This window comes from Chryseolinea serpens (assembly GCF_900129725.1).
Classification (GTDB): domain Bacteria; phylum Bacteroidota; class Bacteroidia; order Cytophagales; family Cyclobacteriaceae; genus Chryseolinea; species Chryseolinea serpens.
The window spans coordinates 23,129-45,882 of the sequence record NZ_FQWQ01000002.1 but is presented as its reverse complement, the minus strand read 5'-3'; the positions used below and the strand labels follow the sequence as shown (position 1 = coordinate 45,882).

19 protein-coding genes are annotated in these 22,754 nt (G+C 52.7%); 18 read left to right on the top strand and 1 reads right to left on the bottom strand.

Annotated elements, in window-relative coordinates; all coding sequences use genetic code 11:
• Positions 1-15: 15 nt before the first annotated feature.
• Positions 16-2,454, bottom strand: a complete 2,439-nt coding sequence (locus BUB30_RS14285; protein WP_084138126.1) for an ABC transporter permease — start codon at positions 2,452-2,454, stop codon at positions 16-18.
• A 270-nt stretch (positions 2,455-2,724) separates the two neighbouring features.
• On the opposite strand from BUB30_RS14285, the gene BUB30_RS14280 reads away from it, so the two are divergent.
• From BUB30_RS14280 to BUB30_RS14190, 18 genes are all read left to right on the top strand, one after another.
• Entirely contained in the window at positions 2,725-3,348 is a 624-nt protein-coding gene (locus tag BUB30_RS14280; RefSeq protein WP_178377113.1) for a DUF4136 domain-containing protein, read from the top strand.
• Position 3,349: 1 nt separating this feature from the next.
• Complete coding sequence (locus tag BUB30_RS14275; protein ID WP_073135276.1) at positions 3,350-3,964, top strand: outer membrane beta-barrel protein; 615 nt, start codon at positions 3,350-3,352, stop codon at positions 3,962-3,964.
• Positions 3,965-4,046: 82 nt separating this feature from the next.
• Entirely contained in the window at positions 4,047-5,573 is a 1,527-nt protein-coding gene (gene guaA, locus BUB30_RS14270; RefSeq protein WP_073135274.1) for a glutamine-hydrolyzing GMP synthase, read from the top strand.
• A gap of 116 nt (positions 5,574-5,689) precedes the next feature.
• On the top strand, positions 5,690-7,411 hold the full coding sequence (locus BUB30_RS14265) for an ABC transporter substrate-binding protein (protein ID WP_073135272.1): 1,722 nt from the start codon (positions 5,690-5,692) through the stop codon (positions 7,409-7,411).
• Positions 7,412-7,500: 89 nt separating this feature from the next.
• The gene (gene hemL / locus BUB30_RS14260) at positions 7,501-8,790 is read left to right on the top strand and encodes a glutamate-1-semialdehyde 2,1-aminomutase (RefSeq protein ID WP_073135270.1); all 1,290 of its coding nucleotides are present in this window, start codon (positions 7,501-7,503) and stop codon (positions 8,788-8,790) included.
• 247 nt (positions 8,791-9,037) lie between these two features.
• Positions 9,038-11,521, top strand: a complete 2,484-nt coding sequence (locus tag BUB30_RS14255) for a GAF domain-containing protein (RefSeq protein ID WP_073135268.1) — start codon at positions 9,038-9,040, stop codon at positions 11,519-11,521.
• A 174-nt stretch (positions 11,522-11,695) separates the two neighbouring features.
• A complete protein-coding gene (locus BUB30_RS14250) occupies positions 11,696-12,742 on the top strand; it encodes a hypothetical protein (RefSeq protein WP_143164928.1) in 1,047 nt (348 codons plus the stop codon).
• Positions 12,743-13,263: 521 nt separating this feature from the next.
• On the top strand, positions 13,264-13,794 hold the full coding sequence (locus tag BUB30_RS14240; protein ID WP_073135262.1) for an REP-associated tyrosine transposase: 531 nt from the start codon (positions 13,264-13,266) through the stop codon (positions 13,792-13,794).
• A gap of 367 nt (positions 13,795-14,161) precedes the next feature.
• A complete protein-coding gene (locus BUB30_RS14235) occupies positions 14,162-15,703 on the top strand; it encodes a flexirubin biosynthesis tyrosine ammonia-lyase FlxA (protein WP_073135260.1) in 1,542 nt (513 codons plus the stop codon).
• Positions 15,704-16,432, top strand: a complete 729-nt coding sequence (fabG, locus tag BUB30_RS14230) for a flexirubin biosynthesis SDR family reductase FlxB (protein ID WP_073135258.1) — start codon at positions 15,704-15,706, stop codon at positions 16,430-16,432.
• 153 nt (positions 16,433-16,585) lie between these two features.
• Complete coding sequence (locus BUB30_RS14225; RefSeq protein WP_073135256.1) at positions 16,586-17,809, top strand: beta-ketoacyl-[acyl-carrier-protein] synthase family protein; 1,224 nt, start codon at positions 16,586-16,588, stop codon at positions 17,807-17,809.
• Positions 17,810-17,812: 3 nt separating this feature from the next.
• Positions 17,813-18,067 (top strand): acyl carrier protein, encoded by a 255-nt coding sequence (locus tag BUB30_RS14220; protein WP_073135254.1) that lies wholly within the window; start codon positions 17,813-17,815, stop codon positions 18,065-18,067.
• Positions 18,068-18,075: 8 nt separating this feature from the next.
• Positions 18,076-18,960 carry an LpxL/LpxP family acyltransferase gene (locus BUB30_RS14215; RefSeq protein ID WP_073135252.1) on the top strand — a complete coding sequence of 295 codons (885 nt, stop codon included), beginning with the start codon at positions 18,076-18,078 and terminating at the stop codon, positions 18,958-18,960.
• A gap of 18 nt (positions 18,961-18,978) precedes the next feature.
• Positions 18,979-19,404: a hotdog family protein gene (locus tag BUB30_RS14210; protein ID WP_073135250.1), complete on the top strand. Its 426-nt coding sequence runs from the start codon at positions 18,979-18,981 to the stop codon at positions 19,402-19,404.
• A gap of 11 nt (positions 19,405-19,415) precedes the next feature.
• Positions 19,416-20,060, top strand: coding sequence for a hypothetical protein (locus BUB30_RS14205; protein ID WP_073135248.1), 645 nt, complete (start codon positions 19,416-19,418; stop codon positions 20,058-20,060).
• A gap of 62 nt (positions 20,061-20,122) precedes the next feature.
• Complete coding sequence (locus BUB30_RS14200) at positions 20,123-20,542, top strand: acyl-CoA thioesterase (RefSeq protein WP_394334002.1); 420 nt, start codon at positions 20,123-20,125, stop codon at positions 20,540-20,542.
• Positions 20,539-21,648: a beta-ketoacyl-[acyl-carrier-protein] synthase family protein gene (locus tag BUB30_RS14195; RefSeq protein ID WP_073135244.1), complete on the top strand. Its 1,110-nt coding sequence runs from the start codon at positions 20,539-20,541 to the stop codon at positions 21,646-21,648. Before BUB30_RS14200 ends, BUB30_RS14195 begins: the two co-directional genes overlap by 4 nt.
• A gap of 11 nt (positions 21,649-21,659) precedes the next feature.
• Positions 21,660-22,733 (top strand): methyltransferase, encoded by a 1,074-nt coding sequence (locus BUB30_RS14190; RefSeq protein WP_073135242.1) that lies wholly within the window; start codon positions 21,660-21,662, stop codon positions 22,731-22,733.
• Positions 22,734-22,754: the final 21 nt, after the last annotated feature.

Genomic DNA, 22,754 nt, shown 5'->3' with positions numbered 1-22,754 from the left:
AAGCCGGCAGCACATTTATTCATATTTCAGCGTACTTACCGGATCGCGTTTAGCTGTTTTCAGAACCTGCCCACAGATCGTGCCCGCAGCAATCAACAAAATACCTCCCATTGGCATTACATACACGAGTACGCCAGGGTTGATCCGGTAGGCATAACGGCTCAGCCATTCCTCCATACCAAAATAGGCCAATGGTACCGATAGCACCACGGCCACCAGCACCAGTTTAATAAAGTCAATCGACAGCAAAGCAATAATGCTCATGACCGACGCCCCTAATACTTTCCGAATGCCAATCTCTTTTGTGCGTTGTATGGCCGTATAGGTAGAAAGACCGATAAGGCCAAGACACGAAATAATAACAGAAAGGATCGTAAACACTTTTGTAAGCGTGCTGAATTTCCGGTCGTCGTTATACTGCTTGTTGAACTGATCTTCCAGGAAATAATATTGGAAGGCATTATCGGGAAAGAATTTTTCGAACAGCGTCTTGATCTCCCGGATGGATGCCGGATGATCGCCACCAGTTAGTTTTACGGAAGTTGGATTGAAAGGTCCGTAGTCGGGCGTGAACAGCATCGGCTCTATGGCCGTATGAAGGGACTGCTGATGGAAATTCTCCACGACACCCACCACCGTCCATTCCTTATCGCCAATGTATATTTTAGCATCAAGTACATTTTCCGTATTCAGACCGAAAAGACTCATCGCGCTCCGGTTAATGATTATATTCTTTACCTTATTCCAATCGAAATTACAATCCGAAAACGCAAACGTCCTGCCCGCTAAAAGCTTGACCTCATAATTTGTGAAAAAGTCTTCATCCACGACCAGTTGATTTGCCGTATAGCGTTCCTGTCCTTCGTTCAATCGGATATCCGAAGTCGTGTAGGGACGTGCTCCCGGAATTTGGCTGGACGTTGTCACGCTCACCACCTGTGAAAGGTCTTGCAACGCGTGCTTGAATGTTTTCATTCTTCCCTGATAGGTGGAGTCAAACAAGGTCCTCATCGGCGGAGAGACCACCATCGTATTCCCGATCGCGATACCCATGTCCTTTTTGCGCATAAATTCCATTTGACGGGACACCATGAAGGTGGCCGTTACCAGCGCGCAGGCCGCTGTAAATTGAAAGACCACCAATATTTTTCGCATGAATTGCCCTTTCGCAGAGCGTTGAAATTTGCCCTTCAGCACTGTGACCGGTTGAAACGACGATAATATAAAAGCAGGATAAAATCCAGACAGCGCCAATCCGATGATGGACGCTGCGACAAGAATAATAATGCTTTTAGGATCCAGGGCCGCGAAGGTGGTCCACAGCGAGCGGTCGCCATCGACGATCGCGTTGAATGGCTTTTGTAGCAACAACACCAGCAGAACAGCAGCCAAAAGTGCCAAGGTGGTGACGAGAACGGACTCAAAAACAAACTGCTTCAACAATTGCCGGGCATTGGCACCCATTACTTTTCGCACACCCACTTCCTTGGCCCGGTCGAGCGATCTGGATGTGGTGAGGTTGATGTAATTGATCCAGGCAATCACGAGGATAATACCGGCGATCCATACCGTAGCCCAGACCACCTTACCGCTGCTGGTTTGTGCGTACTCGTATGCATAGTCAGAATATAAGTGCACCTGTTTTAAAGGTTGTAAAGTGAAGGCGTGCACTTTCCCCACCGCTTTATCGGCTGTAAAGTAGCGTTGGGAGAAGGCTATAAATTTTTCTTCGAGAACCTGATCATCCGTTTCGGGATGGAGTAATAGATAATGCCGTACATATGGTTTTTCTGTCAGGCTCTCCTCAAAGCTGCGATTGTCGGGGTGATACAATGAAGCATAGGAGATGAGCACGTCGAATTGCAGGTGGGAATTTTCGGGAACATCCTTAGCGATAGCCTTGACGGTATAAGGCGTCGGCTCTGTGCTCCAGAAGAATTCTTTTCCGATAAGTGATTGTGCATCGGCCTGGCCGAAATATTTCTTCGCCATGGACTCACTTAAAATGGCCGTATATTTTTCCTGCAACACAGAAGGTTGTCCGGCCACCAGCGGAAAGTCAAACACCGAAAGAAAATGTTCGTCGACAAAAAGGCATTTATCGCCCAGGTAGACCTGGTTATTTGCCTTAACAATCGATTCTCCAAAAGGCACGAGCATGCGGGTGTGGAGGGCAATCTCCTCGTAGTCCTTCGCCATCAGGGCGCCTACCGCCGGATAGGTCATGGTGCCATGCTGGATCTGCTTTCCTTGATAATCCACATCATCGATGACTCTGTAAATTTGATCGCTCTTCGAATGAAAACGATCATAGCTCCATTCGAAGCTTACAAATTGATAGATAAAAAGACATGCGGTAAGTCCTATAACAAGACCGGAAATATTGATCGCAGAAAAGGCTTTGTTTCGCAGCTGATTGCGAACAGCGGTTTTTAAATAATTAGCCCACATCATAGTTTCTTTTGAAGGGTCAGGGGGTTCTCTGGTTAACTTTTCTTATCCAATCAATTTAAATAATTATTTCGAAACGATGCTTTCCTGAAGCGCCATGGTCCGCACCGTCGCAGGTGGACCCCAAAACAGGAAGACCCTTGCGTTTGTTCTTCTTGAGGCTTTTTGTTATTTTTTCCACTACTCCTTAAACCATTCGCCCCCATTTTGTGTCTAAAGGAGGAGGTGCAATTTCCCCCCACCTTCATGCGTTTTATTCTCAGGAAAATGAATATGAAAAAGAACTTCTTTTTATTCGCCCTTGTCGCGGGGTTAGCCTGGGCTTGTGAGCCTACGCCCGACAACATGAAACTGCTGGACCAGCTTGTCGTGCAAACCCACTACGACACCGAAGTGAACTTCACCGACTACGCCACCTATTCCATCTCCACCGACACCATCGGTTTTATCTCCAACGCCAACCCTAACGACACGATCCTGACCGAACACGATACCCCCGGCTATCCACGCCCCGTGCTCAACCAGGTGGCAACGAATTTAAACAAAGTAGGCTATACCCGGGTGGAAAAGAACGCCAACCCCGACCTGGGCATCAACGTGTATGTGGTGAACGACTATAACCTGTTTCAGCAAGTGGTCTATCCCAGCTATTACTATCCATCCTACTACGGCTATTATGGATCGTATTATAACTATCCTTACGTCAACACCTACGCGCAGAACACGGGTGCCCTGGTGGTAGAGATCGTGGACCTGAAGAACATCGGCGCCGACAAGAAGGTGAGGGTGCTCTGGACGGCCTACATGGGCGATGTGTACAGCACGATCAACCTGGTGCAACAGTCCGTCGACGCCATCGACCAGGCCTTCCATCAATCACCTTACATCGGCAGATAACATGAAAAAGATAGCGATCATCATCGCGCTGGCCTGCGGATGCGGGTTGGTGCAGGCGCAAGAGAATTATTTCTTTGTGAACTGGGACGTCAACACCCCCATGACCAATACGAACTGGATCGGATCCACCTCCACGCGGGGCATCCGGGGCGGGTACCGGGCGGTATTTGGATCGCAACGCCAGTTTTCGGCGGGCCTGGATATGAGTTGGGCAACTTTTAGCGAATACAAACCCACGGAAACTTTCCAGCAGCAAGCCGGAGCGATCACCACCGACTACTTCAACTACATCTATCAGCTGTCTTTTGCGGCCAGCGGCCAATATTACTTTCACAAGAGCACCAACGAGCGCTTCTTCAGCTATGTGGGGATGGGATTGGGGGCAAACCAGAACAAGTACACCGTTTTCTACAATATTTATAAAGACCAGCACTCAGCCTGGGGCTTTCTGGCCCGCCCGGAAGCCGGCATTTTGCTGCGCATCAGCACGCGGAAGCGTATCGGATTGATGGCCGCCGTCCATTATGACTATTCCACCAACAAGAGCAACGACTACAACTACAGCAGTTTCTCGGCGGTGGGGGTTTCGGTGGGCATCATGTCGATGCAATGGTAGGGGTAAGGCGTTGATTTACAGCGGCTAGAATTTTTTGCGGCGCGGGTGTTCACACGCGGAGGCTTCTGTTATCTTTGCAGCCATGTCGCAACAGATCCTGATCCTCGATTTCGGTTCCCAATACACCCAATTGATCGCCCGCCGGGTGAGAGAATTGAACGTGTATTGCGAGATCCACCCCTTCAACAAAGTCCCCAAACTCACCCCCGACGTCAAAGGCGTGATCCTTTCCGGAAGTCCCTGCTCGGTGCGCGACAACGGTGCACCCAGCGTCGATATGTCGGCGTTTGAAAAAGTGCCCGTGCTGGGGGTGTGCTACGGCGCCCAACTGATCGCCCACCTCGGCGGCGGCAATGTGCTGCCATCCCAGATGCGGGAATATGGCCGGGCCCGTCTTTCGACCCTGAACCATCACAACGACCTCTTAAAAGAAATGACCCTCGATACCCAGGTTTGGATGTCGCACGCCGACACCATTGCCGCGGTACCTTCAAATTTTGAGATCATTGCCACTACGCCGTCGGTCGCGGTGGCGGCCTTTAAAGTAAAAGACAAAGCCGTTTGGGGAATTCAATTTCACCCCGAGGTGACCCACACCACCGAAGGCAAGAACCTGCTGCGCAATTTCGTGGTCCACATCTGCGGCTGCGCCCAGGATTGGACGCCCGACCAGTTTGTAGAGAGCACCATCGCCGACCTGAAAGCCAAACTGGGCAACGACCAGGTAGTGATGGCGTTGTCGGGAGGCGTGGATTCCACGGTAGCGGCCACCCTCATCCACAAGGCCATCGGCAAAAACCTGCATTGTATTTTTGTAGATAACGGATTGTTGCGCAAGAACGAGTTCCAGCAAGTGCTGGATTCCTACCAGCACATGGGTCTGAACATTAAGGGCGTAGATGCCCGTGAGAAATTCTACGCGGCGTTGAAAGACCTGACCGAACCGGAGGCGAAGCGTAAAGCCATTGGCAGAACTTTTATTGAAGTGTTCGACGAAGAAGCCCATCTTATCCAGGATGTGAAGTGGCTGGGGCAGGGCACCATCTATCCCGACGTGATCGAGTCGGTGTCGGTGAATGGTCCATCCCAAACCATCAAATCGCACCACAACGTGGGCGGTCTCCCGGAGAAGATGAAGCTGAAGATCGTGGAGCCGTTGAACACCCTCTTTAAAGACGAGGTGCGCATCGTAGGCAAGACGTTGGGCATAGACCCTACCATCCTGGGACGCCACCCATTCCCCGGACCGGGGCTCGGCATCCGCATTTTGGGCGACATCACGGCCGACAAAGTGCGCATCCTCCAGGAGGTGGACAGCATCTTCATCGGCGGCCTCCGCGAAAGCGGCCTTTACGACAAGGTGTGGCAAGCCGGCGCGATGTTGCTCCCCGTGCAATCGGTGGGTGTCATGGGAGACGAACGCACCTACGAGCGCGTGGTCAGCCTCCGCGCCGTGACCAGCACCGACGGCATGACAGCCGACTGGGCACACTTGCCCTACGAATTTTTAGCAAACGTGTCGAGCGACATCATCAATAAAGTGAAAGGCGTAAACCGCGTGGTCTACGACATCAGCTCCAAACCGCCGGCAACCATCGAGTGGGAATAACCAAGGTGCCCTTGTTGGTGTTCTTCACCAACAAGACTGTGGGGGTGCACACTGATGATACCAGACACCAGCGCTCTTCACACCGATGCGACCGCTTATTTTTTAACGTCAATACTATGCTGAGAAAAGGAGTTTTATTTTTTGTTCTGATAGCATGCCTGCAAAGCGCCGCCTTTGCACAAGTGGATTTCACGAAGCAATACTTCAACGCCAAGACCTTGTTCCGCGAAGGCAAGTGGAACCTGGCCATGGAAAGCTTCAAACCCCTGATGCCCTACAGCACCGGCAACCCCTTTTCCGAATACGCATCCTTCTTCTATGCCCTGGCAGCCTATAACCAGAACTATAAAGCCGTAGCCAAATCCACCCTCGTCCAAATCAAAACCCTGCACCCGACTTGGGACAAAATGGATGAAGTGAACTTCTGGTTGGGCAAGATCAATCTGGAAGAGAAAGATTATTTCCAGGGTCTGAAAATGTTTGCCGGATTGCAAGACAAAAAATTACAGCAAGACGCGGAAGCCATCAAGGCCAAGAACATCAGCACCATCACCGACGTGGAGACCCTTCGCATGATGCTGGAGGAATATCCCAAAGATCCCGTTGTGGGCACGGCCCTGGCCACGGCGTTGTCGAAAAACCCCGCCACACCGGAGGACAAAGAATTGCTGGAATCGGTGATCAAAAAATTCAACCTCGACCGCGCCGGCTTTATTCCCGAGGCGCCGAAGTCTTACTTTAAAGATACCTATACGATCTCCGCGTTATTGCCCTTTATGGTCAACACACTGGATGCCTCGCCGGTGAAAAAACGCAACCAAAGCGTGCTGGATCTGTACGAGGGCATGAAGCTGGCGGTGGACACACTGGCCAAGCAAGGGGTGAAGATCAGCTTCCGCGCCTACGACACGGAACGCAACCTGGAGAAGATCAAATCGATCCTCAACACCGAGGAGCTGAAAAGCACCGACCTCATTGCCGGCCCTTTCTTCATGGAAGAAAGCAAACTCATCACCGACTTTTCGCTGGCCAACCGCATCAACGTCTTCAACCCGGTGCACAACAACAGCGAGCTCATCGGCAACAATCCCTATGCTTTTTTATATCAGCCTTCGCTGGAGATCCTGGGAAGGAAGTCGGGCGAGTTCATGGCCGACAATGTGAAAAAGAAAAACTGCCTCGTGTTTTATGGCACCAGCAAGCGCGACTCGGTGTTGGCCGCCAACTTCATGCAAGCCGCCAAAGAAAAAAACTTCAAGATCATGAAGGCGCACCGTGTGTCCAAAGAAGGCTCACAGATGATCTTCACGACGCTGGCCACGCCCACGGAGTATGACGAGTTTCACTACCCCAAACAATTCACGCTGAAGAAAGACAGCGTCGGAAGCATCTATGTCGCCTCCGACGATGCCCTCATCTACGCCAAAGTGCTCAGCAGCATAGAGACGCGCAAGGATGACATCACCGTGCTGGGATCTGAAACCTGGCTGGATCAAACGGCCGTGGACCTGGAGAAATTCCAGAACCTTTCGGTGGTGTTGGCCTCGCCAAACTTTGTGGATCAGAACAAACCCCTGGCAAAGACCTTTGTCCGGAAATATATCAAAACTCACGGTCGCGCGCCGTCGAACTATGCCGTCCTGGGCTATGCGTATATGCTCTTCGTGGGCAACGAGCTGAAGAAGAACGGCGTGTACTTCCAGGATGCCCTGGCCAAAGAGGGCATCATTCCCGGTAACCTCACCGAGGGCTACAACTATCAGCAAGGCCGAAGCAACGAACTGGTTCCGTTTGTCCGCTTTGAAGAAGGTGAGATGAAGGTGCTGGAGCGCCGGTGATCCAACCATGAAACCTTTTCGATCTACTCCCGACAACAAGCTTCCGTGACGTCGCTGTGCAACGGCATGGAGCGATAACCGATTTCACCATGAAAGACTTTTCCAAGAGCAAATCCTTGTTTGAACGCGCCAAACATTTCATCCCCGGCGGAGTGAATTCACCCGTCAGGGCCTTTCGCGCGGTAGGGGGCAACCCGTTGTTCATGAAGCGCGCCAAGGGAGCATTCCTTTACGACGAGGATGGCAACGAATTTATTGACCTCATCAATTCCTGGGGTCCCATGATCCTGGGGCACGCGCATCCGGCCGTTGAAGAAGCGGTAAAAGAAGCGCTGGCCACATCGCCATCGTTCGGAGCGCCCACGGCAAGGGAAGTGGAGATGGCGGAACTGATCTGCTCGATCATTCCCTCCGTAGAAAAAGTACGCATGGTGAACTCGGGCACCGAAGCCACCATGTCGGCCATCCGCGTGGCGCGGGGCTACACCGGCCGCGACAAGATCATCAAGATGGAAGGCTGCTACCACGGCCACGGCGACTCCTTCCTGATCGCCGCTGGCAGCGGCGCCATGACCTTCGGCACGCCCGATAGCCCGGGTGTTACCAAAGGCACGGCCAAGGACACGCTCATCGCGCCTTTCAACGACATGCGGGCGATGGAGAAATTGGTGGAAGAGAACCACGGCGAAGTAGCGGCCATCATCCTGGAACCCGTGGTAGGCAACATGGGATGTGTGGCTCCTCAACCCGGCTACCTGCAAGGGTTGTGCGCACTCTGCGACAAACATAAGATCCTCCTCATCTTCGACGAGGTGATGACCGGTTTCCGGCTGGCCTTGGGTGGAGCACAGGAGTTGTACAGCATCAAGCCCGATCTCACCACGCTGGGCAAGATCATCGGCGGCGGCTTGCCGGTGGGCGCGTATGGCGGAAGGAGAGAGATCATGGAAGCGGTGTCGCCGGCAGGACCGATCTATCAGGCGGGCACCTTGTCGGGAAACCCCCTGGCCATGGCAGCAGGCTTGGCGATGTTAAAGGAATTGAAAAACAATCCCTCCGTCTACCACCAGATCAACACGGCCACCAGCGCGATCGTGGGCGGCATCCGGCAACAACTTTTCAAGAAGGGATTGAACTACACTGTCAACCAGGTGGGCTCCATGTTCACCCTCTTTTTTACCGACCAGATCGTGATCGACTTCGACACGGCCAAGACTTCCGACACGTTGCAGTTCGCAAAATATTTTCAGTCGATGCTGCAGCAAGGCATCTACATGGCGCCGTCGCAATACGAAGCGATGTTTGTTTCGGCGGCCATCGACGATGAAGCCGTGGGCCGGGTGTTGAAGGCAAGCGAGCTGGCGTTGAAGAGCCTGTGATGTTTTTGAACGTTCTGTCAATATTCCTACAACCGGCAAACGCCACGTGTTCTTCGGGGCAAGCGAACGGCGCAGGTTTAGGTTGGTCAATTCGTTGAAAATGCATGCTTTTCCTACATTTAAAACGTTTGATTTGTCTTGCGCCTGCTTTCAAATCTTTTCTTTTCCCCCTATAATTACCTAACTTTTCAACAAAAGCCTTCTTCGTCTTTTAACGACCTAAAACTACGATCATCCTGTAGCGCCAATGAGAAATCGTGCCTTCAAGTACACCATCGGATTTGCCCTCACGGGCCTGATCATAACCCTTCTTATCGGTTATGTTCAACGCAGAACACTCGCCACCTACCAACACAACCTTCCTTTCATCACCCTGGGCGACAACATCAAGAACCGTGTCACCAAAGCACACCTGTCGTTTGAAGAGTTGATGGGCGGCGACCAAAGCCTCAACTTCGAACGCGATGTGGTGGGCCCGCTGAAAGCTTCCGGCGCCATCCTGCAAGGCACCTACGACGGCAAGCAAACCGAGGTGGGCAACCTGGGCGCGATCGACGAAGAAGAGACCAAGGCATTGCTGAAAGAATCGATCTTTGCCATAGAGAAATTGATCGAGTCGGGGCAGGATCGCTACAAGAACAAGAAGGCAGGCATTGCGGCCACCGACAGTACGGCAGCCGTTGCCGGGAGTCACGCCGGCGACGCGGCCGATCAGCAATTTGATGCTGCATTCGAATCCTTCCTGGCCACCCTCGACAGACTGGTTGACCACATTCAACAAGGCACATCCACCGATGCTTCTTCGCTGAGCATGCTCTCCTGGTTGTCCATCGCGTTGCTCGTGGTGGCCTTTGGAGCGCTCTGCCTGTTCCTGTACCGCCTGCAAAGCAGCGCCACGAAATTGGTCGTTGAACATGAATCGCGTTCCGAACAACAAGGCCGCGCCGTGGCATCGCTCTCGGGCTTCATCGAAGCCATCTCCGCCGGCAACTACACGGCCGACCTCAGCCTGGACGAAGAGAGCAGTGGCTCACTGGGCACCACGCTGCTCACCATGCGCGACAAACTCCGCGTGAACGCCGAAGAAGACCGCCGGCGCAACTGGTCGACCTCCGGATTGGCACAAATCGGAGAAATCTTACGTGCCTCCACCGGCACCACCGAAGAACTGTTCGACAACATCATCAAGTTTGTTGTAAAATATACCAAGAGCAACCAGGGTGGCCTGTTTGTTCTCAATGAAGAGAGCGAAGGCGAGAAGTTCCTGGAATTGGTCGCCTGCTACGCCTTTGAGCGCAAGAAATTTCTGAGGAAGCAAGTGAGCGTTGGCGAAGGCCTGGTAGGCCAGAGCTTTCTCGAAGGCGAACGCATCTATTTGCTGGAAGTGCCCGCGGAATATGTCACCATCACCTCTGGCTTAGGAGGGTCGACACCCAACGCTTTATTGCTGGTGCCGCTCAAAGTGAACGACAAGATCTTTGGTGTGATGGAACTCGCCACCTTCGGAAAATATGAACCACACGAAATTGAATTGGTGGAGAAACTAACGGAGAGCATCGCGTCCACCATCTCGTCGGTACGCATCAGCGAAAGCACACGGCTCTTGCTGGAGCGCACGCAACAACAAGCCGAGGAAATGCGCGCCCAGGAAGAAGAAATGCGCCAGAACATGGAAGAGCTGGAAGCCACGCAGGAAGAAATGCGGCGCAAGGAAAAGCACATCCAGAACATGCTCGACGGCGAGAAACGGCGCAACGAGATCAGCCAGAAGAATCGCACCGTGCTGATGGAACTCACCAAGAACAAAGATATTCAGGACGGCAACTGGAACGCTTCGTTGGAGAAGATCACCAGCACCATCAGCCGCCAGTTGGGCGTATCGCGGAGCAGCATCTGGACGTATCATTCCAAGGAGAACACGATCCGCCAGGAGAAATTATACCAACACAGCAAAGGCACCTTCGAATCGGGATCGGAGTTGCACGGCCGTGACTTCCCCAGCTATTTCGAGGCCGTCACCAGCGAGGAGATCATCATCGCCAACGATGCGAATACCCATACCGCTACCCGCGAGTTTTCGGATGTGTACCTGAGACCGCTGGGCATTCAGTCCATGCTGGACGTGCCTTTCTTCAACGAAGGCAAGATCGCCGGCGTGATCTGCTGCGAACAACAGAACGAACAAAAGGAGTGGACCGAAGAGGACGTGGAGTTCCTGAAGTCGTGTGCCGACCTCCTCACCGTGGCCTACAACACCTCCAAGATCAACCTCATGCTCGACAAGCTCGGCGACGACCAGGAGACCATGCAGGCCATCATCGACAACATTCCCCGCGCCGTATTCTGGAAAGACAAAGACCTTCGCTTCCAGGGAGCCAACCGCATTTTTGCGCAGGTGGCCGGGCTCAAATCCTACAAGGATATGGTGGGCCGCACCGACTTCGACATGCCCTGGAAAGAACACGCCGAAGCCTACCGCGCCGACGACCTGGCGGTGATGAACAGCCGGGTGCCCCGCCTGGACCAGGAGGAACGCAACGTGAACAGCGCAGGCGAGGAATCGTGGGTGTTGACCAGTAAAGTACCCGTTACCAACAAGCACGGCGAAGTAGTGGCCGTATTGGGTATGTTCGAGGATATTACCGACCGCAAGCGCAAGGAGGCCGAAGTCATTTCGAAGTTGAAGGAGTTGGAAGAGCTGAAGAAGCGCCTGGAGAAAGGGGCGAACTAGGTCCGATGACGCCTGATTGGGGACCTTGCGAGGCCCCAAACGAGGTAATTTTGCATCAAAGTATTACATCTGTCGGGCTAGCCGTATGTATAGGGACTAATTTTTACCCGGAGATTTACTATTTTTACCTATTATACCCAATTTACGAAGGTTATGAACCATCGCTTTTTAATCTTGATAGCTGTGTTTTTGACGGCTTCCGTCAATCTTTTTGCACAGGGCGAACGAAAGGATAAAACCGCCGTTACCTACGAAGAGCTATACGACGAACCCTATTCGGTCAACAAGCTGTTTGTGGGCATCCAACCCCTCTACGCCGAGATGTTCGTGACCAACGTCACGGCCGGCTTTGGCGCCGAGGCAGTCTACTATCACAAGGACAAAGCCGATTTCCGGGTAGCCTTCCGCAAAAGCTACAGCCAACAGTTCTTCGACATGGCCCGCGACTTCGCCGTGAAGCGAAGCGACGTGGACAACCGCGCCGAAGTATTCAACTACTATGAATTCGGTGGCACCTATCACATCAAGGATTTCGAGGAAAGTTCTAAAACCAAGATGTTCCTCTACAAGAACAGCTACAAAGGCAACAAATGGGCCGCCCGCGTTCCCCTCAGCGCCGAAGTGCCCTGCAAAGTGCGCAAGATCTACGGAGCCCGCTTAGGCGCCATCATCTGGGACAGCTCTACCGACATCGGCCGCGCCCTCGAAAAACAAGGACTCACCAACGCCGACCTGAAAAACTCCGAAGGCGTGGGCCTCCCCAAGACCATCTTTGTGAACGGCCGCAACGAAACCTTCGACGTCTTCAGCAACATCGCCTCCAAAGGATTGTATGTGGGCGGATCCATGACCTGGATCAAAAACGTAGCCGTTAACTTCGACAAATTCGAAGAAGGCCTCGACGACCTCATCTTCACCGCCTACTTTGACGTGCTGGTAGCCCCCTCGATAAAAATCGACAACATCGTCTACACCGACGCCGACCCCAACAGCCCCAACGCCGGCACCCACACCTACGACATCAGCCCCCTCAAAACCAAAATGCTCGGCTTCCGCCTCGGCATGGACGGCCGCTTCAACCGCATGTTCAGCTGGTCCTACGGCGGCGAAGTAGGCTACCGCCCCAGCCTCCAAGGCCGGGGCTTCTACGCCATGCTCAAAATCAGCTTCCCCGTGTTCGGAACGAACTTGGATTATAAGGTGGAGTCGTTTGGCAAATAACCCTAACGCCTTGTTGGTGTTCCATCGCCCTTGTTGGTGTTCTTCACCAACAAGTTTCGGCCGCCACACATGAAATTCATCAACTAACTTTAGTCACCCCCAATTTGGTGCCCCTCACCAAATTCACCCCATCGCCCTTGTTGGTGTTCTTCACCAACAAGTTTCGGCCGCCACACATGAAATTCATCAACTAACTTTAGTCACCCCCAATTTGGTGCCCCTCACCAAATTCACCCCATCGCCCTTGTTGGTGTTCTTCACCAACAAGTTTCGGTCGCCACACATGAAATTCATCAACTAACTTTTCGTCATCCCCAATTTGGCGCCCTCACCAAATTCACCCCATCGCCCTTGTTGGTGTTCTTCACCAACAAGTTCTGCCGCCACATATGAAATTCATCAACTAACTTTTCGTCATCCCCAATTTGATGCCCCTCCCCAAATTTACCCCGCATAAAATGTTCCGATAAAAAACACCACTGCAAAACCAATGCAGTACGCATGGCTATTTTCCATCGCCCATGGAAAAAGAAAACTTTGTTCACGCCAAGACGCATCCCGAATTCGTCACCATCACTTGCCTGAAGTGGAAGCCCGTATTGGCGGATGATCGTTTCAAAGATATAATCATCTCCAGTTTATCTTTCTTAAGTATGACAAACCGTGCGACCATCTATGCCTTCGTCATTATGCAAAATCATATGCATTTGATTTGGCAAATTCTCGGTGATCATTCCAGAGAAAATGTGCAACGCGATTTTTTAAGATTTACAAGTCAACAGATTCTCAAAATTTTGAGAAATGAAAATTCATCCCTGCAAAGAGAATTACGGGTCGAGGCACGAGATCGTAAATATCAGATTTGGGAAAGAAATTCGCTAGGGATCTCTCTTTGGTCGGAAAAGGTGATGAGGCAAAAGATTGATTATATTCATTTGAATCCCGTCAAAGCGGGGTGGTGTGAATTCCCGGAGGAGTATAAATATTCAAGTGCTGGATTTTATAGTAATGGGGAGAGGAGATGGGAATTTCTTGTTCATATCGATGGGTGAGAATTGGGATAAACGACCAACTCTGATTGGCTCGAATAGAGTGGCTGGAAGGAGATTGTTGGTGAAGAACACCAACAAAGGCGGTATTTTTTTGATGGGGATTTGCTGCTGAATGCGCTTTGTTGGCGTTGCCCGACAAAGGACGGGTGGTTGCATACTTCGAGCGAGCGATTTTGGGATGAATGTTATTCGCGGAGAATATTACGTGTGGGTGGCGTAGGGGCAGGTTGGGGTGGCGACTTTGTTTGTCGGGCGGTTGGAAGTAAACAAAATATGGCCAAACGAACCCATTCGTGTGATTATTACACTCGTCTTTACTATTTTGCGCCCGTTTTAAACCTCGATCTTTAAACCAGTATTAGCGCATATGATCAAAGTAGGACAGGAGAAGCTGTCAGTGGCGGATTTCGAAAAGGTTCTCTATCAGGGAGAAGTTGTGGAATTGGACAGTGCCGCAGTGAAGAAAGTAGAGCATAATTTCACCTTTCTGAAGTCCTACTCCCAGCACAAGATCATCTACGGGATCAACACCGGCCTGGGGCCGATGGCACAATATAAGATCAGCGAAGACGATCAGCGTCAACTGCAATTCAACCTCATTCGCAGCCACAGCTCCGGTGCGGGCCAGCCCATCGCCGAAGATCTGTCGCGGGCAACCATGCTCGCGCGCCTGAGCAGTCTCATGCAGGCTTCCTCGGGTGTTCACCCTAGCGCCGTTGCCCTGCTGCGCGACCTACTCAATGCCCGCATCAGCGCCTGCATCTTCGAGCGCGGTGGCGTGGGTGCCAGCGGCGACCTGGTGCAGCTCGCCCACCTGGCCCTGAACCTGATCGGCGAAGGCGAAGTGCTGGTAGACGGTAAGTTGCAATCCACCAAAGAAGTTTACGCCGCCCGCAAGATCACCCCGCTGGATGTGCACCTTCGCGAAGGCCTGGCCCTCATGAACGGCACGTCGGCCATGACCGGCATCGGCATGGTCAACCTCATCCATGCACAATACCTGTTCACCTGCTCGGTGATCCTTTCGGCCATCACCAACGAGTTGATGAAGTCGTTCGACGATCACTTCTCGCTGGAGCTGAACCATGTGAAGCATCACCCCGGCCAATCCAAGGTCGCCGAATCCATTCGCACCCTGCTGCACGACAGCAAACTGATCCGCAAACGTCCCGACCATTTATACCACCGCAAGATCGAAGAGGCCATCTTCACCGACAAGGTGCAGGAATACTACTCGCTGCGCTGTGTTCCCCAAATTCTGGGACCCGTGTACGACACGCTGGCCGAGGTCCGCAAAGTGGTGGAAGACGAGGTGAACTCCGTCAATGACAATCCCGTGATCGACCATGAACGCGAGAACGTCTACCACGGTGGCAACTTCCACGGCGACTATGTGTCGCTGGCCATGGACAAGCTCAAGATCGTGATGACCAAGCTCACCATGCTGTCGGAACGCCAGTTGAATTATCTGCTGAACGACAAGCTGAACCAGAAGCTGTCGCCGTTCATCAACCTGGGCACGCTGGGGTTGAACCTGGGCTTGCAGGGCATGCAATTCACCGCCACCTCGACCACGGCCGAGAACCAGACGCTGTCGTTCCCCATGTACCTCCACAGCATCTCCAACAACAACGACAACCAGGACATCGTGAGCATGGGCTGCAATGCCGCTTTGATGACCCGCAAAGTGATCGACAACGGTTTTGACGTGCTGGCCATCCAAACCATCGCCTTGGCGCAGGCCATCGACTTCCTGAAGTGTCAGCCACGTTTGTCGTCGTTCACGCATAAGTTCTATGAGGAGGTCCGTGCCGTGGTGGGGCCTGTCCTGGAGGATAAGCCGTTGTATAAAGACATCCAGGCTGTGCGCAAATATTTAGTGACGTTGGGCTCAACTACAAAATTATAGATGAAATACGCATTAGTTACCGGGGGTTCGCGAGGCATAGGACGCGCCGTGTGCGTGAAGTTGGCCGAGCAAGGCTATCACATCCTGATCAACTACAAGAGCAACGACGCCGAGGCGGCTAAAACAGCCGAGCTGGTGCGCGAGAAGAATGTTACGGCCGAGACGCTGAAGTTCGATGTGGGCAACAAAACCGATGTGGATGCGGTGTTGGGAGGCTGGGTGGAAACCAACAAGGACAAAGTGATCGAGGTGCTGGTGAACAACGCCGGCATCCGCGAAGACGCCCTCATGATCTGGATGACCGACCAGCAATGGAAGAACGTGCTGGGCTCCAGCCTGGACGCTTTCTATTATGTTACGCGCCAGGTGATTAATGGCATGTTGGCCAACAAATATGGTCGTGTCGTGAGCGTGGTGTCGCTGTCGGGCCTGAAGGGCATGCCGGGACAAACCAACTATTCGGCGGCAAAAGCCGGCGTGATCGGTGCCACCAAGGCACTGGCGCAGGAAGTGGCTCGCCGGGGAGTGACCGTCAACGCCGTGGCGCCGGGCTTTATCAAAACCGACATGACGCAGGACTTGAACGAGGCCGAATTGAAGGCCATGGTGCCCATGAAACGTTTTGGCGAACCCGAAGAAGTAGCCGACGCCGTGGTGTTCCTGGCATCGACGAGAGCTTCTTACATCACGGGAAACGTCATCTCCATCAACGGAGGGCTTTACTCCTGATCCCCTGACCAAAGTGTAGAGAATTTTATACATCTACTTTGCGGAGGGTGGTTAGGATAATCACGAATTTAAACTATATTTTTGCGGATTGAAGTAATGGTATGCATGCCGATAAAAGGTGTTTGGCATGGTGATTTAGCGTATTAATTCTGAATGAACAGAGTCGTCATAACAGGTCTGGGGATTTACTCGTGCATCGGCAAAAGCCTGGAGGAAGTGCAGCAGTCGCTGTATGCCGGAAAATCCGGCATCATCCTCGATCCCAAGCGTACGGAAATGGGCTATCGCTCCAGCCTCACGGGGTTTGTGGAAAGACCTGCCCTGAAAGGCGTGCTGGACCGCCGTGCTCGCGTGATGTTACCCGAACAGGGGGAATATGCCTACATGGCGACCACCCAGGCGCTGGCCCAGGCCGGCATCGACCAGGACTTCATCGATCAGCACGAACTGGGCATCATCTATGGCAACGACAGCTCGGCTGCGCCCGTGATCGAAGCCGTGGACATTATCCGCGAGAAGAAAGACACTATGATGGTGGGCTCCGGCAACGTGTTCCAGGTGCTCAACTCGACCGTGAACATGAACCTGGCCACCATTTTCAGGCTCAAAGGAATCAATTTCACCGTGAGTGCTGCCTGCGCCAGCGGATCGCACGCCATTGGCATGGGAGCCATGTTCATCCGCAATGGCATGCAGGATTGCATCATCTGTGGAGGAGCACAGGAGACGAACGTCTACTCGATGGGCAATTTCGACGCCCTCGGCGCTTTCTCTATCCGCCACGATAACCCCACCGCAGCTTCGCGCCCCTTCGACAAACACCGCGACGGCCTGGTGCCCAGCGGGGGAGCTGCCACCGTGATTTTGGAGAGCCTGGAATCGGCACAGAAACGCGGGGCGAAAATATTAGCGGAGGTGATCGGCTATGGCTTCTCGTCCAATGGCGAACACATCTCCAATCCCACCGTGCAAGGTCCCGCCCGTTCGTTGCGCATGGCGATGAAGAGTTCGGGTCTTAAACCCAGCGAAATCGATTACGTAAATGCACACGCCACTTCCACACCGGCAGGCGATGCGAGCGAAGCGAAGGCGATATTTGATGTTTTTGGAGAAAATCATACACCGGTCAGCTCAACCAAGTCAATGACCGGACACGAGTGCTGGATGGCCGGCGCAAGCGAAATCGTCTATTCCATGCTCATGATGGAAAACGGTTTTATCGCTCCAAACATAAATTTTGAAACACCGGACGAAGATTCAGCACGCCTCAATATTGTGGCGAAGACGATGAATAAAAATATTGATGTATTTTTGTCTAATTCTTTCGGTTTCGGAGGAACGAATTCGACTTTGATAGTTAAAAAGTGGAGCAAATAAGTGATGGAAACAAAATTTATTGTTGACAAGATCAACGGTTTTTTGGTAGAAGAGTTTGAAGTGGACCCCGGCAAGATCACGCCGGCCGCCAACCTGCGTGAAACGCTGGAACTCGACAGCCTCGACTACATTGATCTGGTGGTAGTGATCGAAAGCAACTTCGGTTTCAAAGTGAAACCCGAAGACTTTACAAACATCGACACCTTTCAAAGCTTCTACGACTACGTAGAGCACCGTGTAGGCGAAAAAGTAGCCTAACCGAAGATATGCCGCGCTGGCAGGGTAAATCCAAAGGCACCCCGTTGGGGTATCGGATTTTTGTTTTCATCATCAAGACATTGGGTGTCTTGCCTGCCTATGTTGTGCTGCGTTTTGTAGCCTTCTATTACTTTCTTTTTTCCTGGAGTTCTACGCGTCCCATCTACGCCTATTTCCGCCGGCGTCACGGCTATGGTGTGCTGAAATCCATTTTCAAGGTCTACCGGAACTATTACATCTTTGGCCAGACCCTGCTCGACAAAGTGGTGGTCATGGCGGGTATCGGGAACCGCTTTACCTACGATTTTGACGGCGAGGAGAACCTTCGCGAGATCGTCCGCGGTGGCAAAGGGGGGATCTTGCTGAGCGCCCACGTGGGCAACTGGGAAGCTGCCGGCCACCTGCTGCGCCGCCTCGACACCCGCGTGAACGTGGTCATGTTCGACGGCGAGCACCAACGCATCAAAGACTACCTGGAAAGCGTGACCGGTGGACGCAACCTCCGCATCATCGTCATCAAGGAAGACATGTCACACGTATTTGCCATGGGCGAGGCCCTGCAGAACAACGAGCTGATCTGCCTCCATGCCGACCGCTTCCTGGAGGGCAATAAGATCACCTACAAGAAATTGCTGGGCGACGAGGCGCCGTTCCCCATCGGGCCGTTCCTGTTGTCGGCCAGTTTCCGCGTGCCGGTCTCCATCGTGTTTGCCTTCAAGGAAACATCGACCCACTATCACTTTTTTGGCAGCAGCCTGCTCACCCGGAAGGACGACGAAACGAAGGCTGAATTCATGGAGCGCCTCCTGTCGGCATTTGTGGGCGAGCTGGAACAAAAAGTGCGGGCCTACCCCGATCAGTGGTTTAATTATTTTAACTTTTGGGGAAAATAATCAATTTTTGCGCTGCCAATGTTAGCAAACCAAACCGACATCCTCCAATACATTCCCCAGCGCAATCCCATTGTGATGGTGCACAACCTGCTGGAAGCAAGCGACACCCGTGCGGTGACCCAGCTTGCCATTGACCCCACAAACCTTTTCGTCTCCGCGGGCCACTTTATGGAGCCGGGTCTGGTGGAGAACATCGCGCAGACCGCCGCCGTGCATGTGGGCTATCAATGCTCGAAGAAAAATATTCCCATTCCCATCGGCTATATCGCGGCCGTAAAGAACCTGAAGATCGCGGGTCTCCCGAAAGAAAATACGACCATCACCACCTCGGTGGAGATCGTCAACAAAGTGCTGGACATCACGGTGGTGCAAGGTAAGGTGGAGCAGGATGGAAACGTGCTGGCGTCTTGCGAGATGCGGATCTTCGCCAAGCTGCAATCCTAAAAACCAGAGATATGAACCTGAAAAGAATCGCATTCCTGTTTTTCGTGTTGACGGCCTTCTCTGCGAAGGCGCAAACCAAGAGCGATGTGTTTCGCCCTGAGGTGCCCGTGACCTGGCTGGGCCTGGACTTTTCGCGCGCAAACTTTATCGGCGACCGCGAGAAATTCGGCTCCGAGTCGGACGTGCGTCACTTGTTGGATGCCTGGAATGATCTCATCCTGAAAGAGCCCGACAAATACGACATCGCCAGGGCCATCGGCCGCAAGAAGGTGGAGAACAACCTGCAAGCGGTGAAAGCCCACAACTCCGAGTTGGATGTGCTGAGCATGTTTTCGGATGCAGAAAAAGACTACCTGCACCTGAAAGTTTCCGACATCGACGAGATCATCGCCGGCTACGACCTGAGCGGCTTGAGTGGCATCGGGCTCATGTTCAATGTGGAGAGCTTCAACAAGACGAATAAAGAAGGTTCCATTTATGTCACCTTCATCAACCTCAATACGAAAGAAGTGCTGTTTTCGGAACGGATGGTAGCGCCGCCACATGGAAATGGGATGCGTAACTTCTGGGGAGGCTGCTTGTTCGATGTCCTGGAAAAGATCGGCAGCAAAAAAGATGGTTTTGAAATGTGGCGTAAAAAATATTATCGCCCTTAATAACGAACAGCGGACAGGAGCTACCTGTCTTTTTATATTTTGATTTTTTAACGGAACGAATTGTGTTGATCCACCAAACTGAGATTCTTGTACGCTTCAACGAGGCCGATCCCCTGGGCATCGTATGGCACGGGCATTACCTGCGCTATTTTGAAGACGGCCGCGAGGCGTTTGGGAAGGTCCACGGCATTTCCTATCTCGACTTTTATCGAAACGGGTTGGCCGTTCCCGTGGTGTCGGTCAACTGTGACTACAAAAAGCCATTGCGCTATGGCGACAGTGTGATCGTGGAAACGATCTACATGCCGAGCCCAGCCGCCAAGCTGCATTTCGAATACCGCATGTTCGATTCGACCCACCGGAATCTCGTGGCCACCGGCGCTTCCACGCAAGTGTTTGTCGACGCAAAATCGTTCGAACTTCAATTCACCACACCGGCTTTCTTCGAGGCCTGGAAATCAAAACAGAACTTCAACGCATGAAGCGCGTGTGGATGGTGGCCGATAGCATCGTGTCTCCGTTGGGATGGACCACGGAAGAAAACTATGCGAAGGTCCGCAAAAGCATTTCCGGCATCCGCCGTGTGGAGGATGCAACGTTGAGCCAACAGGCTTTTTCGGGTGCGTTGATGACGGAGAAATTACCAGCGTCACCGTTGTCGCGTTTTGAATATCTGTGCGACCGTGCGTTGCAGCAAGCCCTGCAAAACATCACCCTTCCAAAAGACCGCACCGTTTTTATCCTCTCCACCACGAAGGGGAATATCTCATTCTTAGAGGACGGAAAACCCAATCATCCCCGCATTCATCTCCACGCCGTAGCCAAGATGCTGGCCGACCGCATCGGCATTCCCAACCCATTGGTGATCTCCAACGCTTGTATCTCGGGCGTGATGGCCGCCATTGTTGCAAGAAGACTGCTGTTGTCGGGACAATACGACCACGCCGTGGTGCTTGGCGCCGATGTGCTGAACCGTTTTGTGATCTCGGGCTTTCAGAGCCTGCAGGCACTAACCGCAGAGCCCTGCCGGCCATTCGACGCAGGGCGCAAAGGCATCAACCTTGGCGAGTGCGCCGCAGTCATGATCCTCTCCACAGCTCCGGAAGCGTTGGGCGTTTCAGCATCGGTGGAGATCCTGGGCGGTGGCTTGAGCAACGACGCCAACCACATCTCGGGGCCATCGCGCACCGGTGAGGAGTTGGGGTTTGCCATCCGCCAGGCGCTGCAGGAATCGGGGCTTACCGAACATGATATTGATTTCATCTGCGCCCATGGCACCGCGACGCTGTATAACGACGAGATGGAAGCCAAGGCATTCAATCACGTAGGAATGGAAAACATCCCGCTCCACAGTTTGAAGGGATATTTCGGCCATACGCTCGGTGCAGCCGGTGTAGTGGAAATGATCATCAGCGCCGAAAGCCTGAAACGCGATGAACTGGTGCCGTCGCTGGGTTTTGAAACACTGGGCACGTCGCAGCCGGTGAATGTTATTCGAACGTTGGAGCAGCGCACCTTGAAGACCTGCCTGAAAACAGCGTCGGGTTTTGGGGGATGTAATGCCGCTATAATTTTACAGGAACAATAATTTTTTTAAACATGAATTTTTACGAGAAAGAAAAACTGACGGCCCTGCAGGCAAAAGAGGAAGCACAATGGATCACGTTTGCACCGTTCGTTTTCCAGGCCACCCGCGTGTTGCGCGACAGTGGAATTTTAACCACCGTGGAAGCCCACAGAGAAGGCATTACGCTGGAACAACTCAACGGAAAAATAGATCTCCCGGCCTATGGCATCCGCGTGTTGGTAGAGGCTGGGCTCGGTATCGGCCTGCTCGTTCTCTCTGAAGGAAAATACAAGATCACAAAGACAACCTACTTCATTCTGCACGACGAGCTCACCAAAGTGAACATGGACTTCACACACGACGTGTGCTACAACGGCATGTACTTCCTGGAGGAGAGCATCAAGAATCAAAAGCCCGAAGGCCTCAAAGTTTTCGGCGAGTGGCCCACCATTTACCAGGCCTTGTCGACTAACCTTCCCGAAAAAGCCAAGAAGAGCTGGTTCTCGTTCGATCACTTCTATTCCGACTATGCATTCCCCGAAGTGCTTCCGCACGTGTATCACTACAAACCGAAGACCTTGCTGGATATTGGCGGGAACACCGGCAAGTGGTCGATGCAGAGCTTTGCGCACGATCCGGATGTGAACATCACCATCATGGATTTGCCCGGCTATGTGGATGGAGCAAAAGGCAAGATCGAGTCGCTGGGCTATGGCAACCGCATCAAGTTTCATCCCGGCAACGTGCTGGACGACTCGCATAAATTTCCCCAGGGATTTGATGCCGTGTGGATGAGCCAGTTCCTGGATTGCTTCTCGGACGACGAGATCGTGTCGATCCTGACGCGATGCAAAAAGGCATTGAATCCGGGTGGAAGAATTTTTATCCTCGAGACATTCTGGGACCGTCAGCGGTTTGAGGCGTCGGCGTTCTCGCTGCAACAGACGTCTTTGTATTTTACAGTGATGGCGAATGGAAATAGCCAGATGTACGATTCGAAGGTGTTCATCAAGTGTGTGGAGCGCGCGGGGTTGAAAGTGGTGGAGGAGAAGGATTACATTGGGGTGAGTCATACTTTGTTGGTGTGTCAGCCAGCGGAATCTTAGCCGCCTCGCCTTCGCTAAAGC

Coding starts and splice junctions, on each gene's coding strand:
- BUB30_RS14285 (WP_084138126.1), bottom strand. CDS start 2,454: ATGATGTGGGCTAATTATTTAAAAACCGCTGTTCGCAATCAGCTGCGA.
- BUB30_RS14280 (WP_178377113.1), top strand. CDS start 2,725: ATGAAAAAGAACTTCTTTTTATTCGCCCTTGTCGCGGGGTTAGCCTGG.
- BUB30_RS14275 (WP_073135276.1), top strand. CDS start 3,350: ATGAAAAAGATAGCGATCATCATCGCGCTGGCCTGCGGATGCGGGTTG.
- guaA (WP_073135274.1), top strand. CDS start 4,047: ATGTCGCAACAGATCCTGATCCTCGATTTCGGTTCCCAATACACCCAA.
- BUB30_RS14265 (WP_073135272.1), top strand. CDS start 5,690: ATGCTGAGAAAAGGAGTTTTATTTTTTGTTCTGATAGCATGCCTGCAA.
- hemL (WP_073135270.1), top strand. CDS start 7,501: ATGAAAGACTTTTCCAAGAGCAAATCCTTGTTTGAACGCGCCAAACAT.
- BUB30_RS14255 (WP_073135268.1), top strand. CDS start 9,038: ATGAGAAATCGTGCCTTCAAGTACACCATCGGATTTGCCCTCACGGGC.
- BUB30_RS14240 (WP_073135262.1), top strand. CDS start 13,264: ATGGAAAAAGAAAACTTTGTTCACGCCAAGACGCATCCCGAATTCGTC.
- BUB30_RS14235 (WP_073135260.1), top strand. CDS start 14,162: ATGATCAAAGTAGGACAGGAGAAGCTGTCAGTGGCGGATTTCGAAAAG.
- fabG (WP_073135258.1), top strand. CDS start 15,704: ATGAAATACGCATTAGTTACCGGGGGTTCGCGAGGCATAGGACGCGCC.
- BUB30_RS14225 (WP_073135256.1), top strand. CDS start 16,586: ATGAACAGAGTCGTCATAACAGGTCTGGGGATTTACTCGTGCATCGGC.
- BUB30_RS14220 (WP_073135254.1), top strand. CDS start 17,813: ATGGAAACAAAATTTATTGTTGACAAGATCAACGGTTTTTTGGTAGAA.
- BUB30_RS14215 (WP_073135252.1), top strand. CDS start 18,076: ATGCCGCGCTGGCAGGGTAAATCCAAAGGCACCCCGTTGGGGTATCGG.
- BUB30_RS14210 (WP_073135250.1), top strand. CDS start 18,979: ATGTTAGCAAACCAAACCGACATCCTCCAATACATTCCCCAGCGCAAT.
- BUB30_RS14205 (WP_073135248.1), top strand. CDS start 19,416: ATGAACCTGAAAAGAATCGCATTCCTGTTTTTCGTGTTGACGGCCTTC.
- BUB30_RS14195 (WP_073135244.1), top strand. CDS start 20,539: ATGAAGCGCGTGTGGATGGTGGCCGATAGCATCGTGTCTCCGTTGGGA.
- BUB30_RS14190 (WP_073135242.1), top strand. CDS start 21,660: ATGAATTTTTACGAGAAAGAAAAACTGACGGCCCTGCAGGCAAAAGAG.